Origin of the sequence: Thauera chlorobenzoica, assembly GCF_001922305.1 — a bacterium.
GTDB lineage: Bacteria > Pseudomonadota > Gammaproteobacteria > Burkholderiales > Rhodocyclaceae > Thauera > Thauera chlorobenzoica.
In genome coordinates this window covers 1,609,542-1,631,212 of sequence record NZ_CP018839.1, presented here as the reverse complement: position 1 = coordinate 1,631,212, position 21,671 = coordinate 1,609,542, and the positions used below count along the sequence as shown (strand labels likewise).

Below are 21,671 nucleotides of genomic sequence, written 5' to 3'. Positions count from 1 at the left end.
GGCCGGATCACCAGGACACTGCACACGATGACACTTCCTTCTCCTTCCCCCGCTCCGATCATCCTCGTCACCGGCGCGGCACGCCGCGTCGGCGCCAGCATCGCCCGCGAACTCCACGCCGCAGGCGCCCGTATCGCCCTCCACTACCGGCACAGCGCCGAGGCTGCAACCGCCCTCGCCGCCGACTTCAACACCCGGCGCCCGGATTCCGCGTTCACCGTCGGTGCCGACCTCGCCCGCTTCGGCGCCGCCGAGGAACTGGCCTCCCGCGTGCTGGCCCTCGGCGGCCGCCTCGACGGTCTGGTCAACAACGCTTCGAGCTTCTTCCCCACCCCCGTCGGCAGCATCGACCGCGCCGCCTGGGACGAACTCATCGGCTCCAACCTGATGGGTCCGCTATTCCTGTCGCAGGCCCTGGCCCCGGCACTGCGGGCCAGCGGCGGCGCCATCGTCAACCTCGTCGACATCCACGCCGAGCGCCCGCTGCCACGCTATCCGCTGTACAGCGCGGCCAAGGCCGGGCTGGCCGGACTCACCCGCGCCCTGGCCGTCGAGCTGGCCCCCGCAGTACGGGTCAACGGCGTTTCCCCAGGGCCGATCGAGTGGCCCGAAGATGGGCAGTTCCCGGCCGCCGAACGCCAGTACATCATCGACCACACCTTGCTCAAACGCATCGGCAGCGCCGCCGACATCGCGCGCACGGTGCGCTTCCTGCTTTTCGACGCGCCCTACATCACCGGGCAGATCATCGCCGTGGATGGCGGGCGCAGCGCCCATCTCTGAATGCGCGCCCGCCGATCGGCAGCCGCGCGCGCAGGCAGGCAGGGGACGTGAATTTCGCCCCGCGGGTATAATTGCGCGCCTTTTCCCGCCGATCGGACCCCCATCGTGACCGCAGCCACCGCTCCTGCCGACCCGCATCCCGCCGCAAACGGCGTCGAAGCCCGCCATTCGAACACCTTCCTGCGCCTCAAGAAGAAGCTCGAGCGCAGCGTCGGCGAGGCGATCGGCGACTACAACATGATCGGCGACGGCGACACCGTGCTGGTGTGCGTGTCCGGCGGCAAGGACTCCTACACCCTGCTGTCCTGCCTGCTCGCACTGCGCGAGCGCGCGCCGGTGGATTTCCGCATCGTGGCGATGAACCTCGACCAGAAGCAGCCCGGCTTCCCCGATCACGTTCTGCCGGCCTATTTCGAGTCGATCGGCGTCGACTACCGCATCGTCACCGAAGACACCTACTCGATCGTCAAGGACAAGATCCCCGAGGGCAAGACCACCTGCTCGCTGTGCTCGCGCCTGCGCCGCGGCATCATCTACCGCACCGCGAAGGAGATCGGCGCCACCCGGATCGCCCTCGGCCATCACCGCGACGACATGCTCGAGACGCTGTTCCTGAACATGTTCTTCGGCGGCAAGATCAAGGCCATGCCACCGAAGCTCGTCAGCGACGACGGCAACCACGTCGTGATCCGCCCGCTCGCCTACTGCGCCGAGGCCGACATCACCCGCTTCGCCCGGGCGATGGATTACCCGATCATCCCGTGCAACCTGTGCGGTTCACTGGAACAAGCCCAGCGCAAGCAGATCAAGGCCATGCTGCAGGGCTGGGGGCGCGAGTTCCCGGGCCGCATCGAGTCGCTCGCCACCGCGCTGAAGAACGTCGTGCCCTCGCATCTGGCCGATTCGCGCCTGTTCGATTTCGTCAGCCTGACCCAGCAGACGGTCGTCGCCGAAGGTGACACCGTCTTCGATCCACCCGAGCTACCGCCGGCGCGCACCAGCGTGGTCCGCCTGCAGGGCCCCGGCGACGCGCACTGAACACCGCGCCGACGCGGCAGCGCCGGCGCCCGCCGCAGGACGTCAGCCTTTCAGGCACTCACTGACGAAAGCCTTGCGCTTGGCACCCTTGAGCGATTGCTCGGTTGCCGACTGGTTGCACGCCGTCGCCCTGGCCTGGTCATCGACCGCCTTTACCTCCCCCGCAGCGGCGGCGGCCGTCACTGGCGGCGCCGAGGCCGCAGCGGCGACGGGTTTCGCCGCCTCCGGCGCTTGCCCGGCAGGCGCCGGCTGGCCCGCGCCGGCTTCGGCCTGCACCGCGCTCCCCTCGTGCTTCCCTTTCAGGCAGGTGCTCATGAACGCCTTGCGCTCTTCGCCCTTCAGGGCCTGTGTTTTCGCCTCCGCATTGCAGCGCTTCATGCGCTCATGCTGGGGGTTGGCCCAGGCCTGCGCAGGCAGCAGCACGGACAACGCAAGACTTGCGGCGACAGCGGACAGAATGGTCTTCATGAGACAGCCTCCTCGATATCCAATTTACGCAAAATGCGTAAATGCATTTTGCTATCGTCATATTTACATGTCAATTCCAGATTTGCCTGGCGGCGAGCGGGAAGCCTCGCCCCCCAGCACCACGCCCACTCCCGGCGGCCCTCGTCATGCCCGGCACTGAGCTGGCCGCACTCGGCGGGCTGGCGCTGGCGGCCTTCCTCGCCGCCACCCTGCTACCCGGCGGATCGGAGGTGGTGCTCGCCGGGCTCGTCGCCCTCCGCCCCGAGCTCACGTTCCAGGCGCTGCTTGTCGCCACGCTGGCCAACACCGCCGGCGGGATGAGCACCTACCTCCTCGGCCGCATCGTGCCGCGCAAGGAAGTGCCGTCACGGCTCGCCGTCGTGCACCGCTGGGGCAGCCTTTGCCTGCTGCTGTCGTGGGTGCCGCTGATCGGCGATGCCCTGTGCGCCGCAGCCGGCGTGCTGCGCCTGAACGGGCTGGCCTGCCTGCTATGGATGGCGGCCGGCAAGGGCCTGCGCTACGCTGCCGTGGTGTGGGCGGCATCCTGAACGCCCCCGGCCAGCGGCACGCCCGGTTCTCAGCGGGAACGAACCGCACCGCCCCCCGCCCCCGCCCGCAGCCCCGGCACGACCGCAGCACGCACAAGGCCTTGGTTTTTTCTGCATGGTGCACTGCAGTTCGCTAGAATGATCCGTTCCCCAGCAGCAGTTTTTCCGGTACTCCAATGACCCAACGTCTGCGCGAAATCCCGTATAACTACACTTCATTCTCGGACCGCGAGATCATCATCCGCCTGCTCGGCGCCGAAACCTGGTCGGCGCTCGACGAGCTGCGCGCCGAACGCGTCACCGGCCGCTCGGCGCGCATGCTGTACGAGGTGCTCGGCGACATCTGGGTGGTGCGCCGCAACCCTTATCTCGAAGACGACCTGCTCACCAGCCACGAGCGCCGCAACGCGCTGATCGGCGCGCTCAACCACCGTCTCAACGAGATCGACAAGCGCCGCCAGGGCAACGACCGCGTCGCCCTGCTGGTGGCGCGCGCGCGCGAGGCGGTGTCCGACTTCGAGCACTGGTTCGACGACACCGCGCGGCGGCGCAAGGCGGTGCTCAAGGCCCTGGCAAAGCACACCCGTCGCGACAACATCTGCTTCGACGGCCACGCCCGCGTCTCTCACGTCACCGACGCCACCGACTGGCGCGTCGAATACCCCTTCGCCGTGCTCTACCCCGACACCGAAGAGGAAATGGCGCCGCTGGTGCGGGAGTGCATCACGCTCGGCCTGACCATCATCCCGCGCGGCGGCGGCACCGGCTACACCGGCGGTGCGGTGCCGCTCGATGCGAACTCGGTGGTGATCAACACCGAGAAGCTGCTCGCCATGAGCGCGGTCGAAGACACACTCCTGCCCGGGGTCGACGGTCCGCTGCCCGCGCCCTACGCCACCATCCGCACCGGCGCCGGGGTCGTCACCGAGCGCGTCGCCGAAGCCGCGGCCGCGGCCGGGCGCGTGTTCGCGGTCGACCCGACCTCGGCCAGCGCGTCGTGCATCGGCGGCAACATCGCGATGAACGCCGGCGGCAAAAAGGCCGTGCTGTGGGGCACCGCGCTCGACAACCTGGCGTGGTGGAAGATGGTCACGCCCGACGGCGACTGGCTCGAAGTCGAGCGCCTCGACCACAACTTCGGCAAGATCCACGAGCAGGAGACGGTGCGCTTCCGCCTGCGCCGCTTCGACGGCCTCAGCTACCGCCCGCTCGGCGAGGAGATCCTCGCCCTGCCGGGCGCGAGCTGTCGCAAGGTCGGCCTCGGCAAGGACGTCACCGACAAGTTCCTCGGCGGCGTCCCCGGGGTGCAGAAGGAAGGCACCGACGGTTTGATCGTCGCCGCGCGCTGGGTGCTGCACCAGATGCCGCCGGTCACCCGCACCGTGTGCCTCGAATTCTTCGGCCAGGTGCGCGAGGCGGTGCCGGCGATCGTCGAGATCACCGACTGGTTCAAGCCCGGCGGTGCCGGCCATGCCGCGGGGGTGCAGCTCGCCGGCCTCGAGCACCTCGACGAACGCTACGTCAAGGCGGTGGGCTACGCCACCAAGGCCAAGCGCCACGGCCGGCCGAAGATGGTGCTGATCGGCGACATCGTCGGCCACGACGAGGACGCGGTGATGGCCGCCGCCTCCGCCGTCGTGCGCATGACCAATACCCGCGGCGCGGAAGGCTTCATCGCCGTCAGCCCCGAGCAGCGCAAGCGCTTCTGGCTCGAGCGCAGCCGCACCGCGGCGATCTCGCGCCACACCAATGCGTTCAAGATCAACGAGGACGTCGTGATCCCGCTGCCGCGCATGGGTGAATACTGCGACGGCATCGAGCGGATCAACATCGAGCTGTCGATCCACAACAAGCTCGAACTGTGCGACACCCTGGCCGCCTTCCTGCAGGGGGAATTGCCGCTCGATCTCAAGGACGAGATCGTCGATCGCGACACCCTGATCGCCGACCACCGCGCCCAGGCACTCGAGCAGATCGCCCAGGTGCGCCGGCGCTGGCAATGGCTGCTGGACAACCTTGACGTCCCCCTCGCCGAAGCCGAACGCCGCTTCGCCGAATACAGCATCGACGCCGGCGAGCTCTCCAACCGCACCGAACATCCCCTGCTGTTCCACCGCCTGCAGGACTACTCGATCCGTGTGTCATGGAAGGGCGAGCTTCGCCCGCGGCTCGAGCACATTTTCGACGGCGCGCTGTTCGCCCGCATCCTCGCCCGCATCAGCGAAATCCACCAGGAAGTCCTGCGCGGCCGCGTCTTCGTCGCCCTCCACATGCACGCCGGCGACGGCAACGTGCACACCAATCTCCCGGTCAACTCCGACCACTACGAGATGCTGCAGCGCGCCAACCGTGCCGTCGATCGCATCATGGCGCTGGCGAAGAGCCTCGACGGGGTGATTTCCGGCGAGCACGGCATCGGCATCACCAAGCTCGACTACCTGAGCGACGAGCAGATGGCCGAGTTCTGGGCCTACAAGGAAAGGGTCGACCCGGAAGGCCGCTTCAACCGCGGCAAGCTGATGAAAGGCGGCAACCTCGCCAACGCCTACACCCCCAGCTTCAACCTGATGGGCCACGAGTCGCTGATCATGGAGCAGACCGCGGTCGGCGAGATCGCGCACGACATCAAGGACTGCCTGCGCTGCGGCAAGTGCAAGCCGGTGTGCTCGACCCATGTCCCGCGCGCCAACCTGCTGTATTCCCCGCGCAACAAGATCCTGTCGACCTCGCTGCTGATCGAAGCCTTCCTCTACGAGGAACAGACCCGGCGCGGGGTGTCGCTGGCGCACTGGGCCGAGTTCGAGGACGTCGCCGACCACTGCACGATCTGCCACAAGTGCGAAAAACCCTGCCCGGTGGACATCGACTTCGGCGACGTCTCGATCAAGATGCGCAACCTGCTGCGCAAGGAAGGCAAGAAGTCGTTCAACCCGGGCAAGGCCGCGGCGATGGCCTTCCTCACGGTGAAGGACCCGGCCACGATCAAGCTGATCCGCGCCGGCATGATCGAGTGGGGCTACAAGGCCCAGCGCTGGGCACACGGCCTGGGCAAGAAGTTCGGCCTCATCCAGCCCCAGCTCGCGGCGCCGCCGGCCACCCTCGGCAAGCCGCCACTGGTTGCACCGACGATCCGCGCCCAGGTGATCCACTTCATCAACAAGCCGATGCCGGGCAACCTGCCGAAGAAGACCAGCCGCGCCCTGCTCGACATCGAGGACGACAAGGTCATCCCGGTGATCCGCGACCCGCACAAGGCCAACGGCGATTCGGAAGCGGTGTTCTACTTCCCCGGCTGCGGCTCCGAGCGTCTGTTCAGCCAGGTCGGGCTCGCCACCCAGGCGATGCTCTACCACGTCGGCGCGCACACCGTGCTGCCGCCGGGCTACCTGTGCTGCGGCTACCCGCAGACCTCCGCCGGCGAGGACGACAAGGGCCAGAAGATCACCACCGACAACCGCGTGCTCTTCCACCGCGTCGCCAACACCCTGAACTACCTCGACATCAAGACCGTGATCGTGTCCTGCGGCACCTGCATGGACCAGCTGCAGAAGTACGAATTCGACAAGATCTTCCCCGGCTGCCGCCTGCTCGACATCCACGAGTACCTGATGGAGAAGGGGGTCAGGCTCGACGGCGTGCAGGGGGTCAGGTACATGTACCACGAGCCCTGCCACACGCCGATGAAAGTGCATCCGGGGATCAAGGTCGCCAACGCGCTGATGGGCACCCGCGTCGATCTGTCGGACCGCTGCTGCGGCGAATCCGGCACCCTGGCAGTGGCCCGCCCCGACATCTCGACCCAGGTGCGCTTCCGCAAGCAGGAGGAAATCGAGAAGGGCGCGGCCAGGCTCCGCGAGGACGCCCCGGGGGCGAAGGTGAAGATCCTCACCTCCTGCCCGAGCTGCCTGCAGGGCATGCACCGCTTCGCCGACGACGCCGGGGGCATCGAGCCCGACTACATCGTCATCGAACTGGCACGCCACCTGCTGGGCGAGAACTGGTTGCCCGAGTACGTCGCCAAGGCCAACAGCGGCGGCATCGAGCGCGTGCTGCTGTAACGCAGCCGCAGGACAGCGGGGGCAGCGACGTCCCCGTTCAGCCCTCCGCCGGCTCGGGCGGATGCATGCGGCGCCAGAGCTCGGGCAAGGCCTCGGCCGCGCGCAGGCGCAGGCGGTGGGTGACGACGGCGCTGAGTGCGGTCTCCCCGGGATTGATCTCGACCGTAGGGATGCCGCACTGCAGCGCCCGGAGCACCGGCGCGGAAATATACGGGAACACGCTGGAGGTGCCGACCGCCAGCACGATGTCCACCCCTTCGCCGAGCACGGCCTCGAGGCGCGCGAGCGAGCGCAGCGGCAGGGACTCGCCGAACAGCACCACGTCCGGGCGCATCAGCGCGCCGCACAGCGGGCATTCGGGCGGGATCTGCAGGCCGGCGTAATCGGCCACCGTGCGCCCATGATGGCAGGCCGTGCAGCGCAGCCGGTGGAGCGTGCCGTGCAGTTCGATGAGGTTGCGCGAACCGGCGGCGCGGTGCAGGCCATCGACGTTCTGCGTCAGCACGCAGACCATCGGCTTTTCCTGTTCGAGCGCGGCGATCAGGCGGTGCGCGGCGTTGGGCTGCGCGCCGCGGCAGCGGGCTTCGATCTCGGCGAGGTGCTTCCATGCCAGTTCCGGTCGCGCCGCCATCGTCGCCCCCGACAAGGCCTCCTCGATGCAGAGGCCGTCGGCGGTGAGGCGGTCATGGTACAGCCCGCCGATGCCGCGGTAGGTCGGCAACCCGGAGTCGGCCGAGATCCCGGCACCGGTGATGAACAACAGGCGCTGCGCGCGGACCATGCAGGCGGCCACGGCATCGAGCGCGGCCAGCGTGGTCATGCCGGCGGCGAAATCCCGCCCGGGCCCCGCCCTCATTCCGCGGTCAGCTCGAGATAGCGCCGGCGATCCTCGGCGAAGCGCTCGAACACCGCCGCGCGCTCCTTGGCCTTCGCCTCGATGACTCCGCGCTGGGCGATGATCTCGCTGTCGAGGGTGCGGATGTCGCGCTCCAGACTGGCGGCGACATCGCTTTTGTCGGTCTGGGTCGCATCCTGGATGAGGACGCGCTGGTGCTCGAGCAATGCCGCCTCGCGCGCGCGCAGCTCGTGCAGCGTGCGGTCGACGTCGCGCAGTTCGCGGTCGCGGCGGCGATCGAGATCGTCCAGGCTGCGGTAGGTTTCGAGCAGCGCCTGGTCCAGGCGCTGCTGGCGCTGGCGTTCGGCCTCGTCGGCGCGACGCTGGCGTTCGAGTTCGGCGCGGCGGGTGACTTCGTCGGCGGTGAGCGGCGCGGGTACGGTGCGGCGCACGATGCCCGAAGGGCTCAGCTCCCGGTACGCGCGGCCATAGCAGGCCGCCGGCAGGATGTCGCCGCACACCGGCTGGCCGCCGACATCACAGCAGTAGATGGTGCGGGCAGCGGACGACTGCGCCGCAGCCTCGCCCACCAGCAACGCCGCAGCCAGAAGCAGGGCGGCCGGCAGCAGACTGGCGCCGGGTCCGGCGGGAAAGGGCTCAACGCGAAGAGATCCCATACTGTTGCCGATACGCCTTCACGGCCTCGAGGTTGGCGGCAAGCTCGGGCGCGTCCCCGAGGTAGGCGATGAGATCCTCGAGGGTGGCGACCGCGATCACCGGAATGCCGAAATTCTGCTTCACCTCTTCGACCGCCGACAAGGAACTATTCCCTCTTTCCATGCGATCGAGCGCGATCACCACACCCGCCGGTACCGCCCCGGCAGCGCGGATCAGTTCCACCGACTCGCGCACCGACGTGCCCGCCGAGATCACGTCGTCGAGGATCAGCACCCGGCCCGCGAGCGGCGCGCCGATCAGGGTCCCGCCCTCGCCGTGGTCCTTGGCCTCCTTGCGGTTGAAGGCGAAAGGCAGGTCGACGCCGTCCTCGGCGAGCCGGATCGCGGTGCCCGCGACCAGTGGAATGCCCTTGTAGGCCGGCCCGAACAGCATGTCGCAGGCGAGCCCCGAGGCGCGGATCGCGCGCGCGTAGTAGCCGCACAGTTCGCGGAACGAAGCGCCGTCGTCGAACAGTCCGGCGTTGAAGAAATAGGGCGAATTGCGCCCGGCCTTGGTGACGAAGGCGCCGAAGCGCAGTACCCCTTTGCGACAGGCGAGGGCGATGAAATCCCGGCTAAAATTCATGGTTTGTCTGCCGCAGTGCAGCATCATTTCGGAAGTGCCCATGTTACGCATCATCTCCCTCAACCTCAACGGCATCCGCTCGGCGGTCGCCAAGGGCTTTCTCGACTGGCTGCCGCAGCAGCACGCCGACATCGTCTGCGTCCAGGAACTGAAGGCGCAGGACGCCGACCTCAGCGCCGCGATGCGGGCGCCGGCCGGGTTGCAAGGCTGGTTCCACCACGCCGAGAAGAAAGGCTACAGCGGGGTCGGCATCTACAGCCGGCACCAACCGGAGCGCGTGACCGAAGGGCTGGGCATCGCCGATATCGATGCCGAAGGCCGCTTCCTGCAGCTCGACTTCGGCAGGCTGTCGGTGGTGTCGCTGTACCTGCCTTCGGGTTCCAGTTCGGAGGAGCGCCTGCAGATCAAGTTCCGCTTCATGGAACGCTTCCTGCCCCACATGGCCGCGCTCTACGCCAGCGGGCGCGAAGTCGTGGTGTGCGGCGACTGGAACATCGCCCACCGCGAAATCGACCTGAAGAACTGGAAATCGAACCAGAAGAACTCCGGCTTCCTGCCCGCGGAGCGCGCCTGGCTCGGCCGCCTGTTCGACGAGCAGGGCTGGGTGGACGTCTATCGCCGCCTCCACCCCGACGCCACCGACGCCTGCTACACTTGGTGGTCCAATCGCGGCCAGGCCTGGGCAAAGAATGTCGGCTGGCGCCTGGACTACCAGATCGCCACCCCGGCACTGGCCGCCACGGCCCGCAGCGGCAGCGTCTACAAGCACCAGCGCTTCTCGGACCATGCCCCGCTGACGATCGACTACGATTTCCAGCACTAAGCCATTCCCAGCATCCAGCCCCTTCCCCTGCCGTGCCCTCCCGTGTCCTTCCTCCCCGCTTCCGTTCCCGACCGTAGCCACGAAACGCCACGAAACGCGACTCTCATCGTCGCGCTCGGCTGGCTGGCGCTGGTGCTGGCGCTGGCGATCCACTGGAGCCAGTTGCAGGCCTCTCATCGCAGCCAGCTGCAGGCCGCCGAAAAGCAGATCCAGCTGCGCGCCGCCGAAACCGCCCATGCGCTCGCGGTGCAGTTCGACGCCCTCATCGGCAATGCCGACTACATCGCCCGCCACCTCGCCGAGCGCTGGGCGGGGGCGGGCAGGCACGCGTTCCTCGACGACCTGGCCCTGGCCCGCAGTGCGCTCCCCGAAGGCACCCTGGCCCATGTGCTGATCGCCGACCCCCGCGGCAAGGTCCTGTTTTCCAGCGCCGGCGCCGACGAAGCGGCGGCAACGCCTTCGGTCGCGGGGCGCGCCTATTTCCAGGCCCACGGTCCCGAACATCGCACGCGGGCCTTCATCAGCGAACCGCTGTTCGACCGTTTCACCCGGCAATGGACAATCCAGCTTTCCCGCCCCCTGCTGCGCGACGGACACTTTGCCGGAGTGATCGCGGTGTCGATCACCGCCGAGTCCCTGTCCCTCGCCTTGCGCCGCATCTTTCCCGGCCCCGTGGACGTCGCCGCGCTGGTCGACGACGACGGGCGCTACCTCGCCCACTCCCAGCAGATGGATGAAGCGCTGGGAAAGTCCCTTCCCGAATCGAGTCCGATCCGGACCGAGCGCAACAGCCACTCCGGCAGTTTCGCATGGCGGACCCCGCTGGACGGCGTGCTGCGCCATTTCGCCTGGCAGCGCGCCCCGACTTACCCGGTCACGGTCATCCACGGCCTGGACAAGCACGAAGCCCTCCGCCCGGTGCTCGCCGTGCTGCGCGAGAACAGCACGCAAAACGCCTTCGGCACCGCACTGCTGATCCTGGTCGCAGTGGCGGTGAGCGCCATGTTCCTGTACGGCCACCGCCAAGGGGCCCGTCTCGCCGCGATGGCCGATCAACTCGAGCTGTCGCTCGAGGCCGGTGGTCTCGGAACCTGGAGTTGGGAACCCGACACCGGAAAAATCCAGTTCGACGAACGCTGGGCGGCCATGCTCGGCTACGCCGAGGATGAGCTTCCCCGCCAGGCTTCCACCTGGGAATCGCGCATCCACCCGGCCGACCTGCAGCACACCCGCCAAGCGCTCGACGCCCTGCTGCAGGGGGCATCCACCAGCGCCGAGGGGGAATACCGCCTGCGTCACCGCGATGGCCACTGGATCTGGGTCCATGGCCGCTGCCGGATCGCCGCGCGCGCCCGCGACGGCCGCCCCGTGCAGGTCGCAGGGACGCTGCAAAACGTCAGCGCGCGCGTCGCCGAAGCCCGTCTGCGCACCGCCCTGCTCGACCAGAGTGCGGCCGCGATCGCCCTGTTCACGAGCACGCGGGAGATCCGCTCCGTCAATTCCCGCGCCCGTGAAATCTTCGGTTCCGGCGGCATCGACCCGGTGGGCCGAAACGTCAGGGAGCTCGGCCTGCACGTGGAATGGGCCGACCTGCAGACGATGAACCAGCACTACGCGACCCTGCGCGCGGGCGGCCAGGTACGCTGCGAATATCCACTGCGCGATGCCAGCGGGCGCGCGCGCTGGTTCGACATGCACGGTACGCCGAGCGACCCGGAAGACCCCGACAGCGACATCGTGTGGACCCTGATCGACATCACCGAGCGCCGCGAAGCGGAAACTGCGCTCGCCACCGAGCGCCTGCGCATGATCACCCTGCTGGAGCGCTATCCCGGCGGCGTCCTGATGGAGGACGGCAGCGGCCGGGTGGTGATGGTCAACCAGAAGTTCTGCACCCTGCTCGCGCTGGGCGTCGAAGCCGCCAGCCTGGAAGGCCTCGACCACGTCCAGCTGTGCACCCGGCTCGACGAAGTCCATTCCCGCTGGCTGCACCTGCCCGACAGCGAGCACAGCATCGAAAAGCGCCGCACCATCGAGGTCAACGAAGGTCCTGCGAAGACGCTGGCGGTCGAATGGGTGCCGATCGTGCGCGACACCGACACGCTCGGTCGGGTCTGGCTGGTCCGCGACATCAGCGAACGCAAGCAGCGCGAAGCCGAGCTCGCCCGCCTCGCCACCACCGACACCCTCACCGGCCTGCCCAACCGGCGCAGCTTCATGGCCAGCCTGGATGCGGCGATCGCCGACGTCCGCGGCCACCCCGAGCGCGGCGGCGTGCTGCTGATGATGGACATCGACCACTTCAAGCGCATCAACGACAGCTACGGACATCCGGTCGGCGATGCCGTACTCCAGCATGCCGCCGAAGTGATCCGCAGCAGCCTGCGCCAGACGGACAGCGCCGGCCGCCTCGGCGGCGAAGAATTCGGCGCCGTGCTCCCCGCCATCAATCTGCAGGACGGCAAGGCGCTGGCCGAGCGCCTGCGCCGCACGCTCGCCGGGCGCCCGGCCTCGACCGACGCCGGCAAGATCGAAGTCAGCATCAGCATTGGCCTCACCCCCCTCACCGGCGACGACCCCAACCTGCTGTTCAGCCGCGCCGACCGGGCGCTCTACGCGGCAAAAAACAGCGGCCGCAACCGCGTTTCGGTATCACAACCTGAAAAGGCGCTGCCGGCCCCGGCGGGCGACGGCGTGGCGCAGTGAGCGCATGAGGCACGCCGCGCCCATGTGCATTCTTCGCGACACTCCAGACACGGTCCAAAGGGCTTTCTGTTAGCATAACGGCAGCTACCTCCTCCCGGCTCCCTGATGCCGCGCCACCCCACGGTCAATGCATATTGCATGGACCGGGCCGCCATCAGCGGGGCCGTTTGAATTGATACAAACCACTCCTTCACGCCGTGATGGATCAATGACATGACCCTGAGTCGCAGGTTCTTCATGCTGCTGGGCGCTTTCGCGCTGCTGTCCTCTGCCGCCGGCCTGTGGCAGCTGTCCGACAGCCGCAGCAAGACTACTGCCGCCGAATGGATCCACTTGACCTCGCAAATGACTGCGACGGCCCAGCAGATCAGCACCCACGCCGCGATGGAGCGCGGGCTCACCGCGGCGATCCTCGCCCGCCCCGAGAACACCACCCCATCGATGCTCGCCGAACTCGAGCGCGTACGCAGCCTCGTCGACATCCGTCACCAGCGGCTCGCCGCGACCACCACCGAGCTCGCCCTGCTCGCGCCCGATCATCCGATGTTCTCCGCGCTCGCCCGGGTCGACAAGACCCGGGAGGAAATGGCCCAGTTCCGCACCCTGACCGACGCGCAGCTGCGCGGCAGCACCAACAGCCTCGGCGCCGACCAGTGGATCGCGCTGATGACGCGCCAGATCGAAGAGCTGCAGGACCTGATCGTGGTTGGCACACTGCCCCTGCCCGGCAACATCTACACCTATGCCTCCGCCCCGGTGATCACCGACGTGCTGTTCACCCTCGCCGAGCAGCTGGGGCGCGAACGCGCCCTGATCAGCACCACGATCGCCCAAGGCAGGGCGCTCGACAGCGTTGCCCAGCACATGCTTCTGGAATACAGGATCGTGGCCAGCCACGCCCGCCGGCGGATCGAAGCGATGCTCAGATACCTGCCCGCCACCCCCCGGCTGGCTGCGGCACAAGCCGCTTACTGGGACAACCTGAAGCGCTACAGCGAAATCCGCGCCGAAGTGTACGAGCGGGGCGTGGCCGAGCGCCCCTACCCGATCAGCGCCGAGGACTGGTACGCCGAGGCGACCCGGGGGATCGACGCCATCGCCGACCTGTCCTCGGCGGTGAGCGCCCACTTCGGCCGCGACGTCAAGGACCTGCGCCAGCAGGCCGAGCGCACCCTGAGCCTGCTCGCCTTCATCGTCCTTGCCCTGACCCTGCTGTTCTGGCAGGCGGTATTCACCCTCAGGAAGCGCGTCCTGCAGCCGCTGAAATCGCTCGAACAGGCCGCCACCCGGATTTCCGCCGGCGACCTCGCCCAGCCGCTGGAAGCAGGTGACACAGACGAGCTCGGCCGCCTCTCGCAGGCGTTCGAACACATGCGCCAGGCCCTGCTTGCCGACATCGGCCGGCGCGAGGCCGACGCGCTCGAACTGCGCAAGCTCAACACCGTCATCAAGCACAGCGCCAGCGCGGTCTGCATCACCGACACCCAGGGCGTCATCCAGTACACCAACGCCTGCTTCGTCGACATCACCGGGCACGAAAACGGTGATGCCCTCGGCCGCAAGGCGGGGTTCTGGACCTCGGGGCTGAACGCCCAGGCCCAGTACCACGAAATGTGGGAAACAATCCAGAAAGGCAAGGTCTGGCAGGGCGAGCTGATCAACCGCCACAAGAACGGCTCACTCTACTGGGCCTCGGTGCAGATCACTCCGGTGATCGACGAGAAAGGCGAAATCACCCATTTCATCGGTGTCCAGCACGACATCAGCGCCCGCCGCCGGATTGAGGACCGCCTCGCCTTCCTCGCCAGCTATGACGAACTCACCGGCCTCCCCAACCGCAACCTGCTGAAGGAAAAATTCGAGCAGGCCAGCGCCGAAGCGCAGCGCGACGGCACCTGTATCGCGCTGGTATCGCTCGGGCTGGGCCGCTTCAAGCAGATCAACGACAGCCTCGGACGCAGTGCCGGCGACGAACTGCTGGAAAAGCTTTCCCGCCGCCTGAGCCAGTGCGCCACCGAGCGCGATGTCGTCGCCCGCCACAGCGGCGCCGAGTTCATGCTGATGTTCAGCGGGCTCAGCCAGGCCGAAGACATCCAGCCGATCCTGGAGCACATCGTCGACATCCTCCACGTGCCGGTGATCGTCAAGGGCGAAAAGCTGCAGCCTTCGGTGGCCGCCGGCGTCAGCCTGCTGCCGGCCGACGGCGACAACTTCGAGGTGCTGCTGCACAAGGCCGCGGTCGCGCTGCACCACGCCGAAGCCCAGGGCATTCCCCACTGCATCTACACCGAGGCGCTCAACCGCGACAGCCAGGAGCGGCTGTCGATGGAAAACGCCTTGCGCCTGTCGCTGTCGCGCGACGAGCTCGAACTGCACTACCAGCCCAAGGTCGACCTGAACAGCGGGCGCATGATCGCGGTCGAGGCGCTGGCGCGCTGGCGCCATCCGATGACCCGCGAATACGTCTCGCCAGCACGCTTCATCCCGATCGCGGAGGAAAGCGGCCTGATCCAGCAGCTCGGCGCCTGGGCGCTCAATGAAGCCTGCCGCCAGAACAAGGCCTGGCAGGAAGCCGGCCTGCGCCCGATCGTCGTCGCCGTCAACCTGTCGGCCGCCCAGCTGCACCAGCCCGACCTGGTCGAAACCGTCGCCGCGGCACTTGAAGGCAGCGGCCTGTCTCCCGAGCTGCTCGAGCTCGAACTGACTGAAAGCGCGCTGATGGAGGACCCCGACCAGGCCAACGACACCCTGGCCCGGCTCAAGCAGCTCGGCCTGCATCTGGCGATCGACGATTTCGGCACCGGTTACTCGAGCCTCGCCTACCTCAGCAAATTCCCTGTCGACCAGCTGAAGATCGACCGGCGCTTCGTCCAGGACGCGCTGAGCAACCCGGCGGCGGCGGCGATTTCCAGCTCGGTCGTCGGCCTCGCCCACCAGATGGGGCTGAAAGTGGTCGCCGAAGGGGTGGAAACCGAAGCCCAACTCGCCTTCCTGCTCCGCCAGGGGTGCGACGAAATGCAGGGTTATTACTACAGCAAGCCCCTGCCGGCCGACGCGCTGGCGTCCCTGCTCGGTTCCGACCAGCGCCTCGTCCGCCCGGACCAGGGCGCTACCCGCAGCTTGCTGATCGTCGACGACGAGCCGGCGATCCACGCCGCGCTGGCCCGCGCGGTGGAAGACAACGGCTACCAGATCCTCACCGCCCACAGCGCACGCGCCGCGCTCGAGCTGCTTGCCTGCCACCAGGTCCAGGTCATCCTCTCCGACGAGCACATGCCCGACATGAACGGCATCGAGTTCTTCGCCCGGGTCAAGAACCTCTACCCGGACACTACCCGCATCATGCTCTCCGACTACGTAAACGCCACCACCCTGATCCGTGCCATCAACGAGGGCACCATCTACAAGTTCATCGCCAAGCCCTGGGACGACCGCGAGCTGCGCTCGCACATCCGCGACGCGTTTGCCAGCCGCCTGCGCAGCGCCGCCTCGCTCCGCCTGCTCCAGATCAAGCGGGGCTGAGCCGCCCGGGTGCACAGGCGCACGGCGGCGGCGGCGTGGTTTCACAGTAAAATGCGCGTTCCGTCCCGTTCCGCGCAGGTTCCAGCCATGCCCTCCGCTCTCGAAGAAATCAAGCGTGCCCGCGAACAGGCCGACTGCCTGGCCGATGCCGCCGCGGTGGAGGCCGCGCTCGATCGGATGGCGGGCGAGATCACTGCCCGCCTCGCCGACAGCAACCCGCTGGTGTACGCGGTGATGAACGGCGGCCTGATCCTCGCCGGCCGCATCCTGCCGCGCCTGCCCTTCCCGCTCGAAGTGGCCTACCTGCACGCCACCCGCTACGGCCATGCGCTGCAAGGCACCCTCCTGGACTGGCGCGTGCGCCCGACCCATGACTTGCGCGGGCGCACCGTGCTGGTCGTCGACGACATCCTCGACGAAGGCCACACCCTGAACGCGATCATCGGCCACCTGAAGGAAGAAGGCGCGGGCGAAGTCCTCTCGGCGGTGCTGGTGCACAAGCTGCATGAGCGCAAGGCCTACCCCGGGATGCGTGCCGACTTCAGCGGCCTGGACGTCGCCGACCGCTTCCTGTTCGGCTGCGGCATGGACTACAAGGGCTACTGGCGCAACGCCCCCGGCATCTACGCCGTCCGGGGTTTATAAGCAAGACAAGGGAGCACACATCCGATGCTGGTCACGTTCAAGTCGGCCGCCAGCGCCGACGTCATCATGTTCGGCGCAGTCGCACAGACGCTCCTCGGCATTCTCGGCAAGACTTCGGACGAGGGCAGCGGCATCATCACCGTAACCCAGCTGCCCGAAGCCATCACCCGCCTGAAGAAGGCGATCGAGGAAGACCGCGCCCGCCAGGCCGAACGCCCGCACGACGAGGACGCCGACGCCGGCGCCGAAGAGAACGAAGCCGGCCGCAGCGCCATGGTCGCCCCGGTCGGCCTGGCCCAGCGCGCCTGGCCGCTGCTCAACATGCTCGAAGCGTCGCTGCGCGAGAACGTGCCGGTGGTCTGGGGCACCTGAAGGCGCTCCCGCCGCGGCGACCGCGGGACGCGGCCTCCGGGATGCGCTCTCAGGAAAACGCAGGGCCGCCCTCAGTTTTCTTGTCCCCCTCGGGGGGCGGAAACGGTGAAACCGTTTCCAGGGGGCGCTCAGAGACGCACGCGCCGCACCATCCCCCACGCCACCAGCGCCGTCACCACGCCCCAGAACCACACGCCGCTGGCCATCGGGAACAAGCTGCCGTCGACCGTCAGCCCCAGCCAGCTGCCCATGCCGAAAGCCACCAGCATCATCAGGAAGCCGCTCAAGGCCGACGCCGCACCGGCCGCCTGCGGGAACGGACCGACCGCACCGGCCTGGCCGCAGGCCTGGTGGATGCCATGGCCGATGGCGAACAGCCACACCGCCGGCATCAGCCCCCACGGCGTGTCCACCCCGGCCAGCGCCAGCACGCCGAGCAAGGTGCCGCCGAGCGCGGAAAAGCCGCCACCGATCGTCACCGCACGGCGCACGCCGACGCGCACCAGCAGATGGCGGCAATACACGGTGCCGAACAGGTAGGAGGCGGTCATCGACACCATCAGCAGGCCGTAGCCGAATTTCGACATCCCCATCAGGGTGATGAAGACGAAGGACGACATCGCCAGGATCGTGAACAGTCCTCCGTAAGACGCCGCCGACAGCAGGGTGAACGCCCAGAAGGTCGGATGAGCGAGGATCTGCCTCCACGTCCGCAGCAGAACGGACGGCGCCAGGGCGCGCGGATTGGGCGTGCCCAGCGTCTCCCTGAAGCGCAGCGCGACCAGGCCGAGCGCAGCGGCGGCAAACAGCGCCGGCGCCAGCAAGGTGATGCGCCAGCCGAACGCCTCGGCAAGGAAGCCGCCGAGGGGCAGGTTCAGGCAGGCGATCACGCCGAGGCCGGTGAGCCCCTTGCTGATCACCCGCGCGCCGAGCTCAGGGCAGTAGAGATCGCGGACCAGGGCCCGCGCGCACATCACCGACGCCCCCATCGCCGCCCCCTGGACGATGCGCCAGACGACGAGCGCTTCCATCGACTGGGCGAGCGCACTGGCAGCCGCCGCGACGGTATAGCCGGCGAGCCCGGCGAGCAGCACCGGGCGGCGGCCGAAGCGGTCGGAAACCGGCCCCCACACGAGCTGGGACAGACCGAACGCCAGCAGCATCCCCGACAGGGTGAGCTGGGCCTGCGCCAGCGAGGCGCCGAACTCGGCGGTGATCGCCGGCAGCGCGGGCAGGTAGAGGTCGGTGGTCACCGGCTGGATGCCGAGCAGCAGCGACAGGGCGAGCACCACCAACCCGCTGCTCATCACCTGCCCGGCTGCGGCCGCCCTGCGCTCGGGGTCGGCCAGCGCCGACAGGGGGGGATTGTTTTCAGGCATCGAGCTCGGCACGATTGCGGAAGTGCGCCAGCGCCTCGGGGTTGGCGAGCGCTTCCTGGTTCTTCACCGGACGGCCGTGCACCACGTTGCGCACCGCCAGTTCGACGATCTTGCCGCTCTTGGTGCGCGGAATGTCCGCCACCTGCAGCACTTTCGCCGGCACGTGGCGCGGCGTGGTGTGCTCGCGGATGGTGCGCCGGATGCGCTCGACGAGCGCCTCGTCGAGCACGAGGCCTTCGCGCAGCTTGACGAACAGCACCACGCGCACGTCGTTGGGGTTCTGCGGCGGCCAGTCCTGGCCGATCACCAGGGATTCGACCACTTCGGCGAGCTGCTCGACCTGGCGGTAGATCTCGGCGGTGCCGATGCGCACCCCGCCCGGGTTCAGGGTCGCGTCCGAGCGCCCGTAGATCACTACGCCGTCGTGCGCGGTGAGCTCGCAGAAGTCGCCATGGCACCACACTCCGGGAAAGCGCTCGAAGTAGGCGGCGCGGTACTTGCTGCCGTCGGCGTCGTTCCAGAAGCCGACCGGCATCGCCGGGAACGGCCGCGTGCACACCAGCTCGCCCTTTTCCCCGCGCAGCGGGCGGCCGTCCTCGTCCCACACCTCGACCGCCATCCCCAGGCCGCGGCACTGGATCTCGCCGCGCCACACCGGCCGCACCGGGGAGCCGAGGACGAAGCAGGAGGCGATGTCGGTGCCGCCCGAGATCGACGACAGCTGGAGGTCGGCCTTGATCTCGCGATAGACGTAGTCGAAGCCTTCGGCCACCAGCGGGCTGCCGGTGCTCAGCAGCGCGCGCACCGTATCGAGGCGGTGGCTTTCCCGGGGCTTGAGGCCAAATTTCGCCGCGGCGTCGAGGAACTTCGCCGAGGTGCCGAAGTGGGTCATGCGCTCCGAATCGGCGTAGTCGAACAGGATCCGGTTGGCGCCGGCGAAGGGCGAGCCGTCGTAGAGCAGCACGGTGGCTTCGGCGGCGAGCGCCGACACCAGCCAGTTCCACATCATCCAGCCGCAGGTGGTGAAGTAGAAGACGCGGTCGCCGGGTTTGACGTCGGCATGGAGGCGGTGCTCCTTGAGGTGCTGCAGCAAGGTGCCACCGGCGCCGTGCACGATGCACTTGGGCACGCCGGTGGTGCCCGAGGAGTACATGATGTAGAGCGGGTGGTCGAAGGGCAGCGCGGCGAACTCGATGTCGTCAACGAGGCGGAACGGGGCGACGAAGTCGGCGTACGAGCGCGCATGGGGCACCCCGGCGAGGTCGTCGCGGTGGTGCACGTAGGGGACGACGACGACGCGCTCGACCGAGGGCAGCCCGCCGACGATCTCGCCCAGCTTGCCGAGCACATCGACGGTCTTGCCGTTGTAGTAGTAGCCGTCGCAGGCGAGCAGCACCTTGGGTGCGGTCTGGCCGAAGCGGTCGAGCACGCCCTGCACCCCGAAGTCGGGCGAGGCCGAAGTGAACACCGCGCCGATGCTCGCCGCCGCGAGCATCGCGATCACCGTCTCGGGCAGGTTCGGCATGTAGGCCGCGACCCGGTCGCCGGCGACCACGCCCTGCTCGCGCAGGGCGGCGGCGAAGTGGGCCACCGCCCGGTACAGTTCGGCGCGGGTGAGGCGGTTGTGCACCCGGTCCTCGCCCCAGAACACGATCGCATCCTGGTCGTCGCGCGCGCGCAGCAGGTTTTGCGCGAAGTTCAGCCGCGCATCGGGAAACCACTTCGCCCCCGGCATGCGATCGGCGTCGACCAGCACGCGCGCGCCGCGCGCGCCGATGACGCCGCCGCTGCCCTCGCCGTCCCATATGCCGTCCCATATGCTGACCCAGAACTGCTCGGGCTGCGCCACCGACCAGGCGTACAGCGCGCCGTAGTCGGGCAGGCTCACGCCCCAGCGCTGCTCCGCCGCGAGGCGGAAGGCGGTGACGTTGGCCGCGGCGATGCGCTCGGCGGAAGGGGTCCAGAGAGGGGTATCGAGGCTCATCGACGGCTGTCTCCAGCAGTTTTATCGGTGATGCAGGGCTGGGACGGACTCTATCGTCAAATTCGTTACTGGTCAATTCGTTCATCAATGACAAATTGACGCGATCACCCTGCCCCCGCCCGCACCTTACCAGAGCGCACCATCGAAAACGGCCCCATGAGGGGCCGCAGATTCGACGGACGGCCGCCTGGCCGTCGCTCACTGTTCCGGTAGCACGCCGTTGCGCGAGAACACCAGCGCCTTGCCCTCGACCGCGAGGACCGCGGTCAAGCCGAGACGGTCTTCGCGCTGGCGTGCGGTAAACGTCTGTCCCCGGTCGCTGCTTTCCAGGCTCACGCCGTCCAGCCCGACCGCCAGCACCCGGCCATCGAGCTGGGCGAGGTCGGTGATCGAGCTGCGCGTGGCGCCCCCGGTGGACTGCCAGCTGTCGCCGTGGTCGGCGCTGCGATAGACGCTGCCGCGCAGGCCGGCGACGATCAGGGTGCCATCGTCGAGTGCCGTCCCGCTCCAGAACGTGCCCCGGTAACCGGTCGGACGCCAGGACCAGGTCTCGCCGCCATCGGTCGAGCGCAGCACGCTGCCACGCTCGCCGGCGATGAACAGGTCGCCGCGCGGGCTCTGGAAAATGTGCATCAGGTTGGCGTCGGCGCGCGACTCGCCCGGCGCGGCGGGCAGTTCGACCTCTTCCCAGCTGCGCCCGCCGTCCCGCGTGCGCAACATCAGCGCCCACAGCCCGACCGCGATGCCGTTTTGCGGATCGGAAAAATGCACCGAGAACAGCGGCCGGTCCTCGGCGGTATCGACGTGCTGTACGGCCCAGGTCTCGCCGCCATCGGCGGTGTGCAGGATCGTCCCCCAGTGCCCCACGGCCCAACCGTGGCGCGCGTCGGCGAAGCTGACCGCGGTCAGCATCGCATTCGCCGGCACCCCCGCAGACTGCCGCCAGGTCCGCCCGCGGTCGTCGGACAGCAACACCACGCCGCGGTCGCCGACGGTGACGATGCGCTCGCCCGCATGGGCCGCGGCGAGGATCATCGTGCGCTCGGCGAACGGCGAACGCTCCACGGCTCGGGGGGCGAAGGCCGCGCTCCCGGCTGCGGCCTCCTGGGCAAAGGCCGCGGGCGCCGCCAGCAGCGACAGCGCGCCAGCAAGCGTGGCGACGGCGCGCACGATGCGCGCGCGGCCCGGTTTCAGTTCGATGTCCATGC

General features: G+C 68.4%; 16 protein-coding genes. 9 read left to right on the top strand and 7 right to left on the bottom strand.

Features of this window, described 5'->3' with window-relative positions; all coding sequences use genetic code 11:
* The first annotated feature begins 27 nt into the window (after window positions 1-27).
* On the top strand, window positions 28-783 hold the full coding sequence (locus Tchl_RS07560; RefSeq protein ID WP_075147856.1) for a pteridine reductase: 756 nt from the start codon (window positions 28-30) through the stop codon (window positions 781-783).
* Window positions 784-888: 105 nt separating this feature from the next.
* Window positions 889-1,821 (top strand): tRNA 2-thiocytidine(32) synthetase TtcA, encoded by a 933-nt coding sequence (ttcA, locus tag Tchl_RS07555; protein WP_075147855.1) that lies wholly within the window; start codon window positions 889-891, stop codon window positions 1,819-1,821.
* Window positions 1,822-1,863: 42 nt separating this feature from the next.
* Here the strand turns inward: ttcA and Tchl_RS07550 are convergent, their stop codons facing one another.
* Window positions 1,864-2,289, bottom strand: coding sequence for a PsiF family protein (locus Tchl_RS07550; protein ID WP_075147854.1), 426 nt, complete (start codon window positions 2,287-2,289; stop codon window positions 1,864-1,866).
* Between the two features lie 146 nt (window positions 2,290-2,435).
* Here Tchl_RS07550 and Tchl_RS07545 point away from each other — a divergent pair, with 146 nt between their 5' ends.
* Window positions 2,436-2,837, top strand: a complete 402-nt coding sequence (locus Tchl_RS07545; RefSeq protein ID WP_075147853.1) for a YqaA family protein — start codon at window positions 2,436-2,438, stop codon at window positions 2,835-2,837.
* A gap of 176 nt (window positions 2,838-3,013) precedes the next feature.
* Complete coding sequence (locus Tchl_RS07540) at window positions 3,014-6,895, top strand: DUF3683 domain-containing protein (RefSeq protein WP_075147852.1); 3,882 nt, start codon at window positions 3,014-3,016, stop codon at window positions 6,893-6,895.
* Window positions 6,896-6,932: 37 nt separating this feature from the next.
* On the opposite strand, the gene Tchl_RS07535 is transcribed toward Tchl_RS07540, so the two are convergent.
* Genes Tchl_RS07535 through pyrE form a run of 3 tightly spaced genes read right to left on the bottom strand, consistent with a single transcriptional unit; the run spans window position 6,933 to window position 9,032 of the window.
* Window positions 6,933-7,715 carry an NAD-dependent deacylase gene (locus Tchl_RS07535; RefSeq protein WP_075147851.1) on the bottom strand — a complete coding sequence of 261 codons (783 nt, stop codon included), beginning with the start codon at window positions 7,713-7,715 and terminating at the stop codon, window positions 6,933-6,935.
* Window positions 7,716-7,747: 32 nt separating this feature from the next.
* The gene (locus Tchl_RS07530) at window positions 7,748-8,407 is read right to left on the bottom strand and encodes a hypothetical protein (protein WP_232311694.1); all 660 of its coding nucleotides are present in this window, start codon (window positions 8,405-8,407) and stop codon (window positions 7,748-7,750) included.
* Window positions 8,388-9,032, bottom strand: coding sequence for an orotate phosphoribosyltransferase (gene pyrE, locus Tchl_RS07525; RefSeq protein ID WP_075149639.1), 645 nt, complete (start codon window positions 9,030-9,032; stop codon window positions 8,388-8,390). The genes Tchl_RS07530 and pyrE overlap by 20 nt, the downstream gene beginning before the upstream one ends.
* A gap of 40 nt (window positions 9,033-9,072) precedes the next feature.
* Here pyrE and Tchl_RS07520 point away from each other — a divergent pair, with 40 nt between their 5' ends.
* The 5 genes from Tchl_RS07520 to Tchl_RS07500 all read left to right on the top strand — a co-directional run bounded on the left by Tchl_RS07520 (window position 9,073) and on the right by Tchl_RS07500 (window position 17,100).
* On the top strand, window positions 9,073-9,855 hold the full coding sequence (locus Tchl_RS07520; RefSeq protein ID WP_075147850.1) for an exodeoxyribonuclease III: 783 nt from the start codon (window positions 9,073-9,075) through the stop codon (window positions 9,853-9,855).
* A 42-nt stretch (window positions 9,856-9,897) separates the two neighbouring features.
* Window positions 9,898-12,561 carry a diguanylate cyclase domain-containing protein gene (locus tag Tchl_RS07515; protein ID WP_075147849.1) on the top strand — a complete coding sequence of 888 codons (2,664 nt, stop codon included), beginning with the start codon at window positions 9,898-9,900 and terminating at the stop codon, window positions 12,559-12,561.
* 213 nt (window positions 12,562-12,774) lie between these two features.
* Window positions 12,775-16,083: an EAL domain-containing protein gene (locus Tchl_RS07510; RefSeq protein ID WP_075147848.1), complete on the top strand. Its 3,309-nt coding sequence runs from the start codon at window positions 12,775-12,777 to the stop codon at window positions 16,081-16,083.
* An 87-nt stretch (window positions 16,084-16,170) separates the two neighbouring features.
* Window positions 16,171-16,728 (top strand): hypoxanthine-guanine phosphoribosyltransferase, encoded by a 558-nt coding sequence (locus Tchl_RS07505; RefSeq protein WP_075147847.1) that lies wholly within the window; start codon window positions 16,171-16,173, stop codon window positions 16,726-16,728.
* A gap of 24 nt (window positions 16,729-16,752) precedes the next feature.
* Window positions 16,753-17,100 (top strand): DUF1840 domain-containing protein, encoded by a 348-nt coding sequence (locus tag Tchl_RS07500; protein WP_075147846.1) that lies wholly within the window; start codon window positions 16,753-16,755, stop codon window positions 17,098-17,100.
* Window positions 17,101-17,228: 128 nt separating this feature from the next.
* Here the strand turns inward: Tchl_RS07500 and Tchl_RS07495 are convergent, their stop codons facing one another.
* The 3 genes from Tchl_RS07495 to Tchl_RS07485 all read right to left on the bottom strand — a co-directional run bounded on the left by Tchl_RS07495 (window position 17,229) and on the right by Tchl_RS07485 (window position 21,669).
* A complete protein-coding gene (locus Tchl_RS07495; RefSeq protein ID WP_083945296.1) occupies window positions 17,229-18,407 on the bottom strand; it encodes an MFS transporter in 1,179 nt (392 codons plus the stop codon).
* Window positions 18,408-18,471: 64 nt separating this feature from the next.
* Window positions 18,472-20,463: an acetoacetate--CoA ligase gene (locus Tchl_RS07490; protein WP_075147845.1), complete on the bottom strand. Its 1,992-nt coding sequence runs from the start codon at window positions 20,461-20,463 to the stop codon at window positions 18,472-18,474.
* A 198-nt stretch (window positions 20,464-20,661) separates the two neighbouring features.
* The gene (locus tag Tchl_RS07485; RefSeq protein WP_075147844.1) at window positions 20,662-21,669 is read right to left on the bottom strand and encodes a WD40/YVTN/BNR-like repeat-containing protein; all 1,008 of its coding nucleotides are present in this window, start codon (window positions 21,667-21,669) and stop codon (window positions 20,662-20,664) included.
* Window positions 21,670-21,671 lie beyond the last annotated feature (2 nt).

Coding starts and splice junctions, on each gene's coding strand:
- Tchl_RS07505 (WP_075147847.1), top strand. CDS start 16,171: ATGCCCTCCGCTCTCGAAGAAATCAAGCGTGCCCGCGAACAGGCCGAC.
- Tchl_RS07550 (WP_075147854.1), bottom strand. CDS start 2,289: ATGAAGACCATTCTGTCCGCTGTCGCCGCAAGTCTTGCGTTGTCCGTG.
- Tchl_RS07485 (WP_075147844.1), bottom strand. CDS start 21,669: ATGGACATCGAACTGAAACCGGGCCGCGCGCGCATCGTGCGCGCCGTC.
- Tchl_RS07490 (WP_075147845.1), bottom strand. CDS start 20,463: ATGAGCCTCGATACCCCTCTCTGGACCCCTTCCGCCGAGCGCATCGCC.
- Tchl_RS07530 (WP_232311694.1), bottom strand. CDS start 8,407: ATGGGATCTCTTCGCGTTGAGCCCTTTCCCGCCGGACCCGGCGCCAGT.
- Tchl_RS07500 (WP_075147846.1), top strand. CDS start 16,753: ATGCTGGTCACGTTCAAGTCGGCCGCCAGCGCCGACGTCATCATGTTC.
- pyrE (WP_075149639.1), bottom strand. CDS start 9,032: ATGAATTTTAGCCGGGATTTCATCGCCCTCGCCTGTCGCAAAGGGGTA.
- Tchl_RS07510 (WP_075147848.1), top strand. CDS start 12,775: ATGACCCTGAGTCGCAGGTTCTTCATGCTGCTGGGCGCTTTCGCGCTG.
- Tchl_RS07545 (WP_075147853.1), top strand. CDS start 2,436: ATGCCCGGCACTGAGCTGGCCGCACTCGGCGGGCTGGCGCTGGCGGCC.
- Tchl_RS07535 (WP_075147851.1), bottom strand. CDS start 7,715: ATGACCACGCTGGCCGCGCTCGATGCCGTGGCCGCCTGCATGGTCCGC.
- Tchl_RS07520 (WP_075147850.1), top strand. CDS start 9,073: ATGTTACGCATCATCTCCCTCAACCTCAACGGCATCCGCTCGGCGGTC.
- Tchl_RS07560 (WP_075147856.1), top strand. CDS start 28: ATGACACTTCCTTCTCCTTCCCCCGCTCCGATCATCCTCGTCACCGGC.
- Tchl_RS07495 (WP_083945296.1), bottom strand. CDS start 18,407: ATGAGCAGCGGGTTGGTGGTGCTCGCCCTGTCGCTGCTGCTCGGCATC.
- Tchl_RS07540 (WP_075147852.1), top strand. CDS start 3,014: ATGACCCAACGTCTGCGCGAAATCCCGTATAACTACACTTCATTCTCG.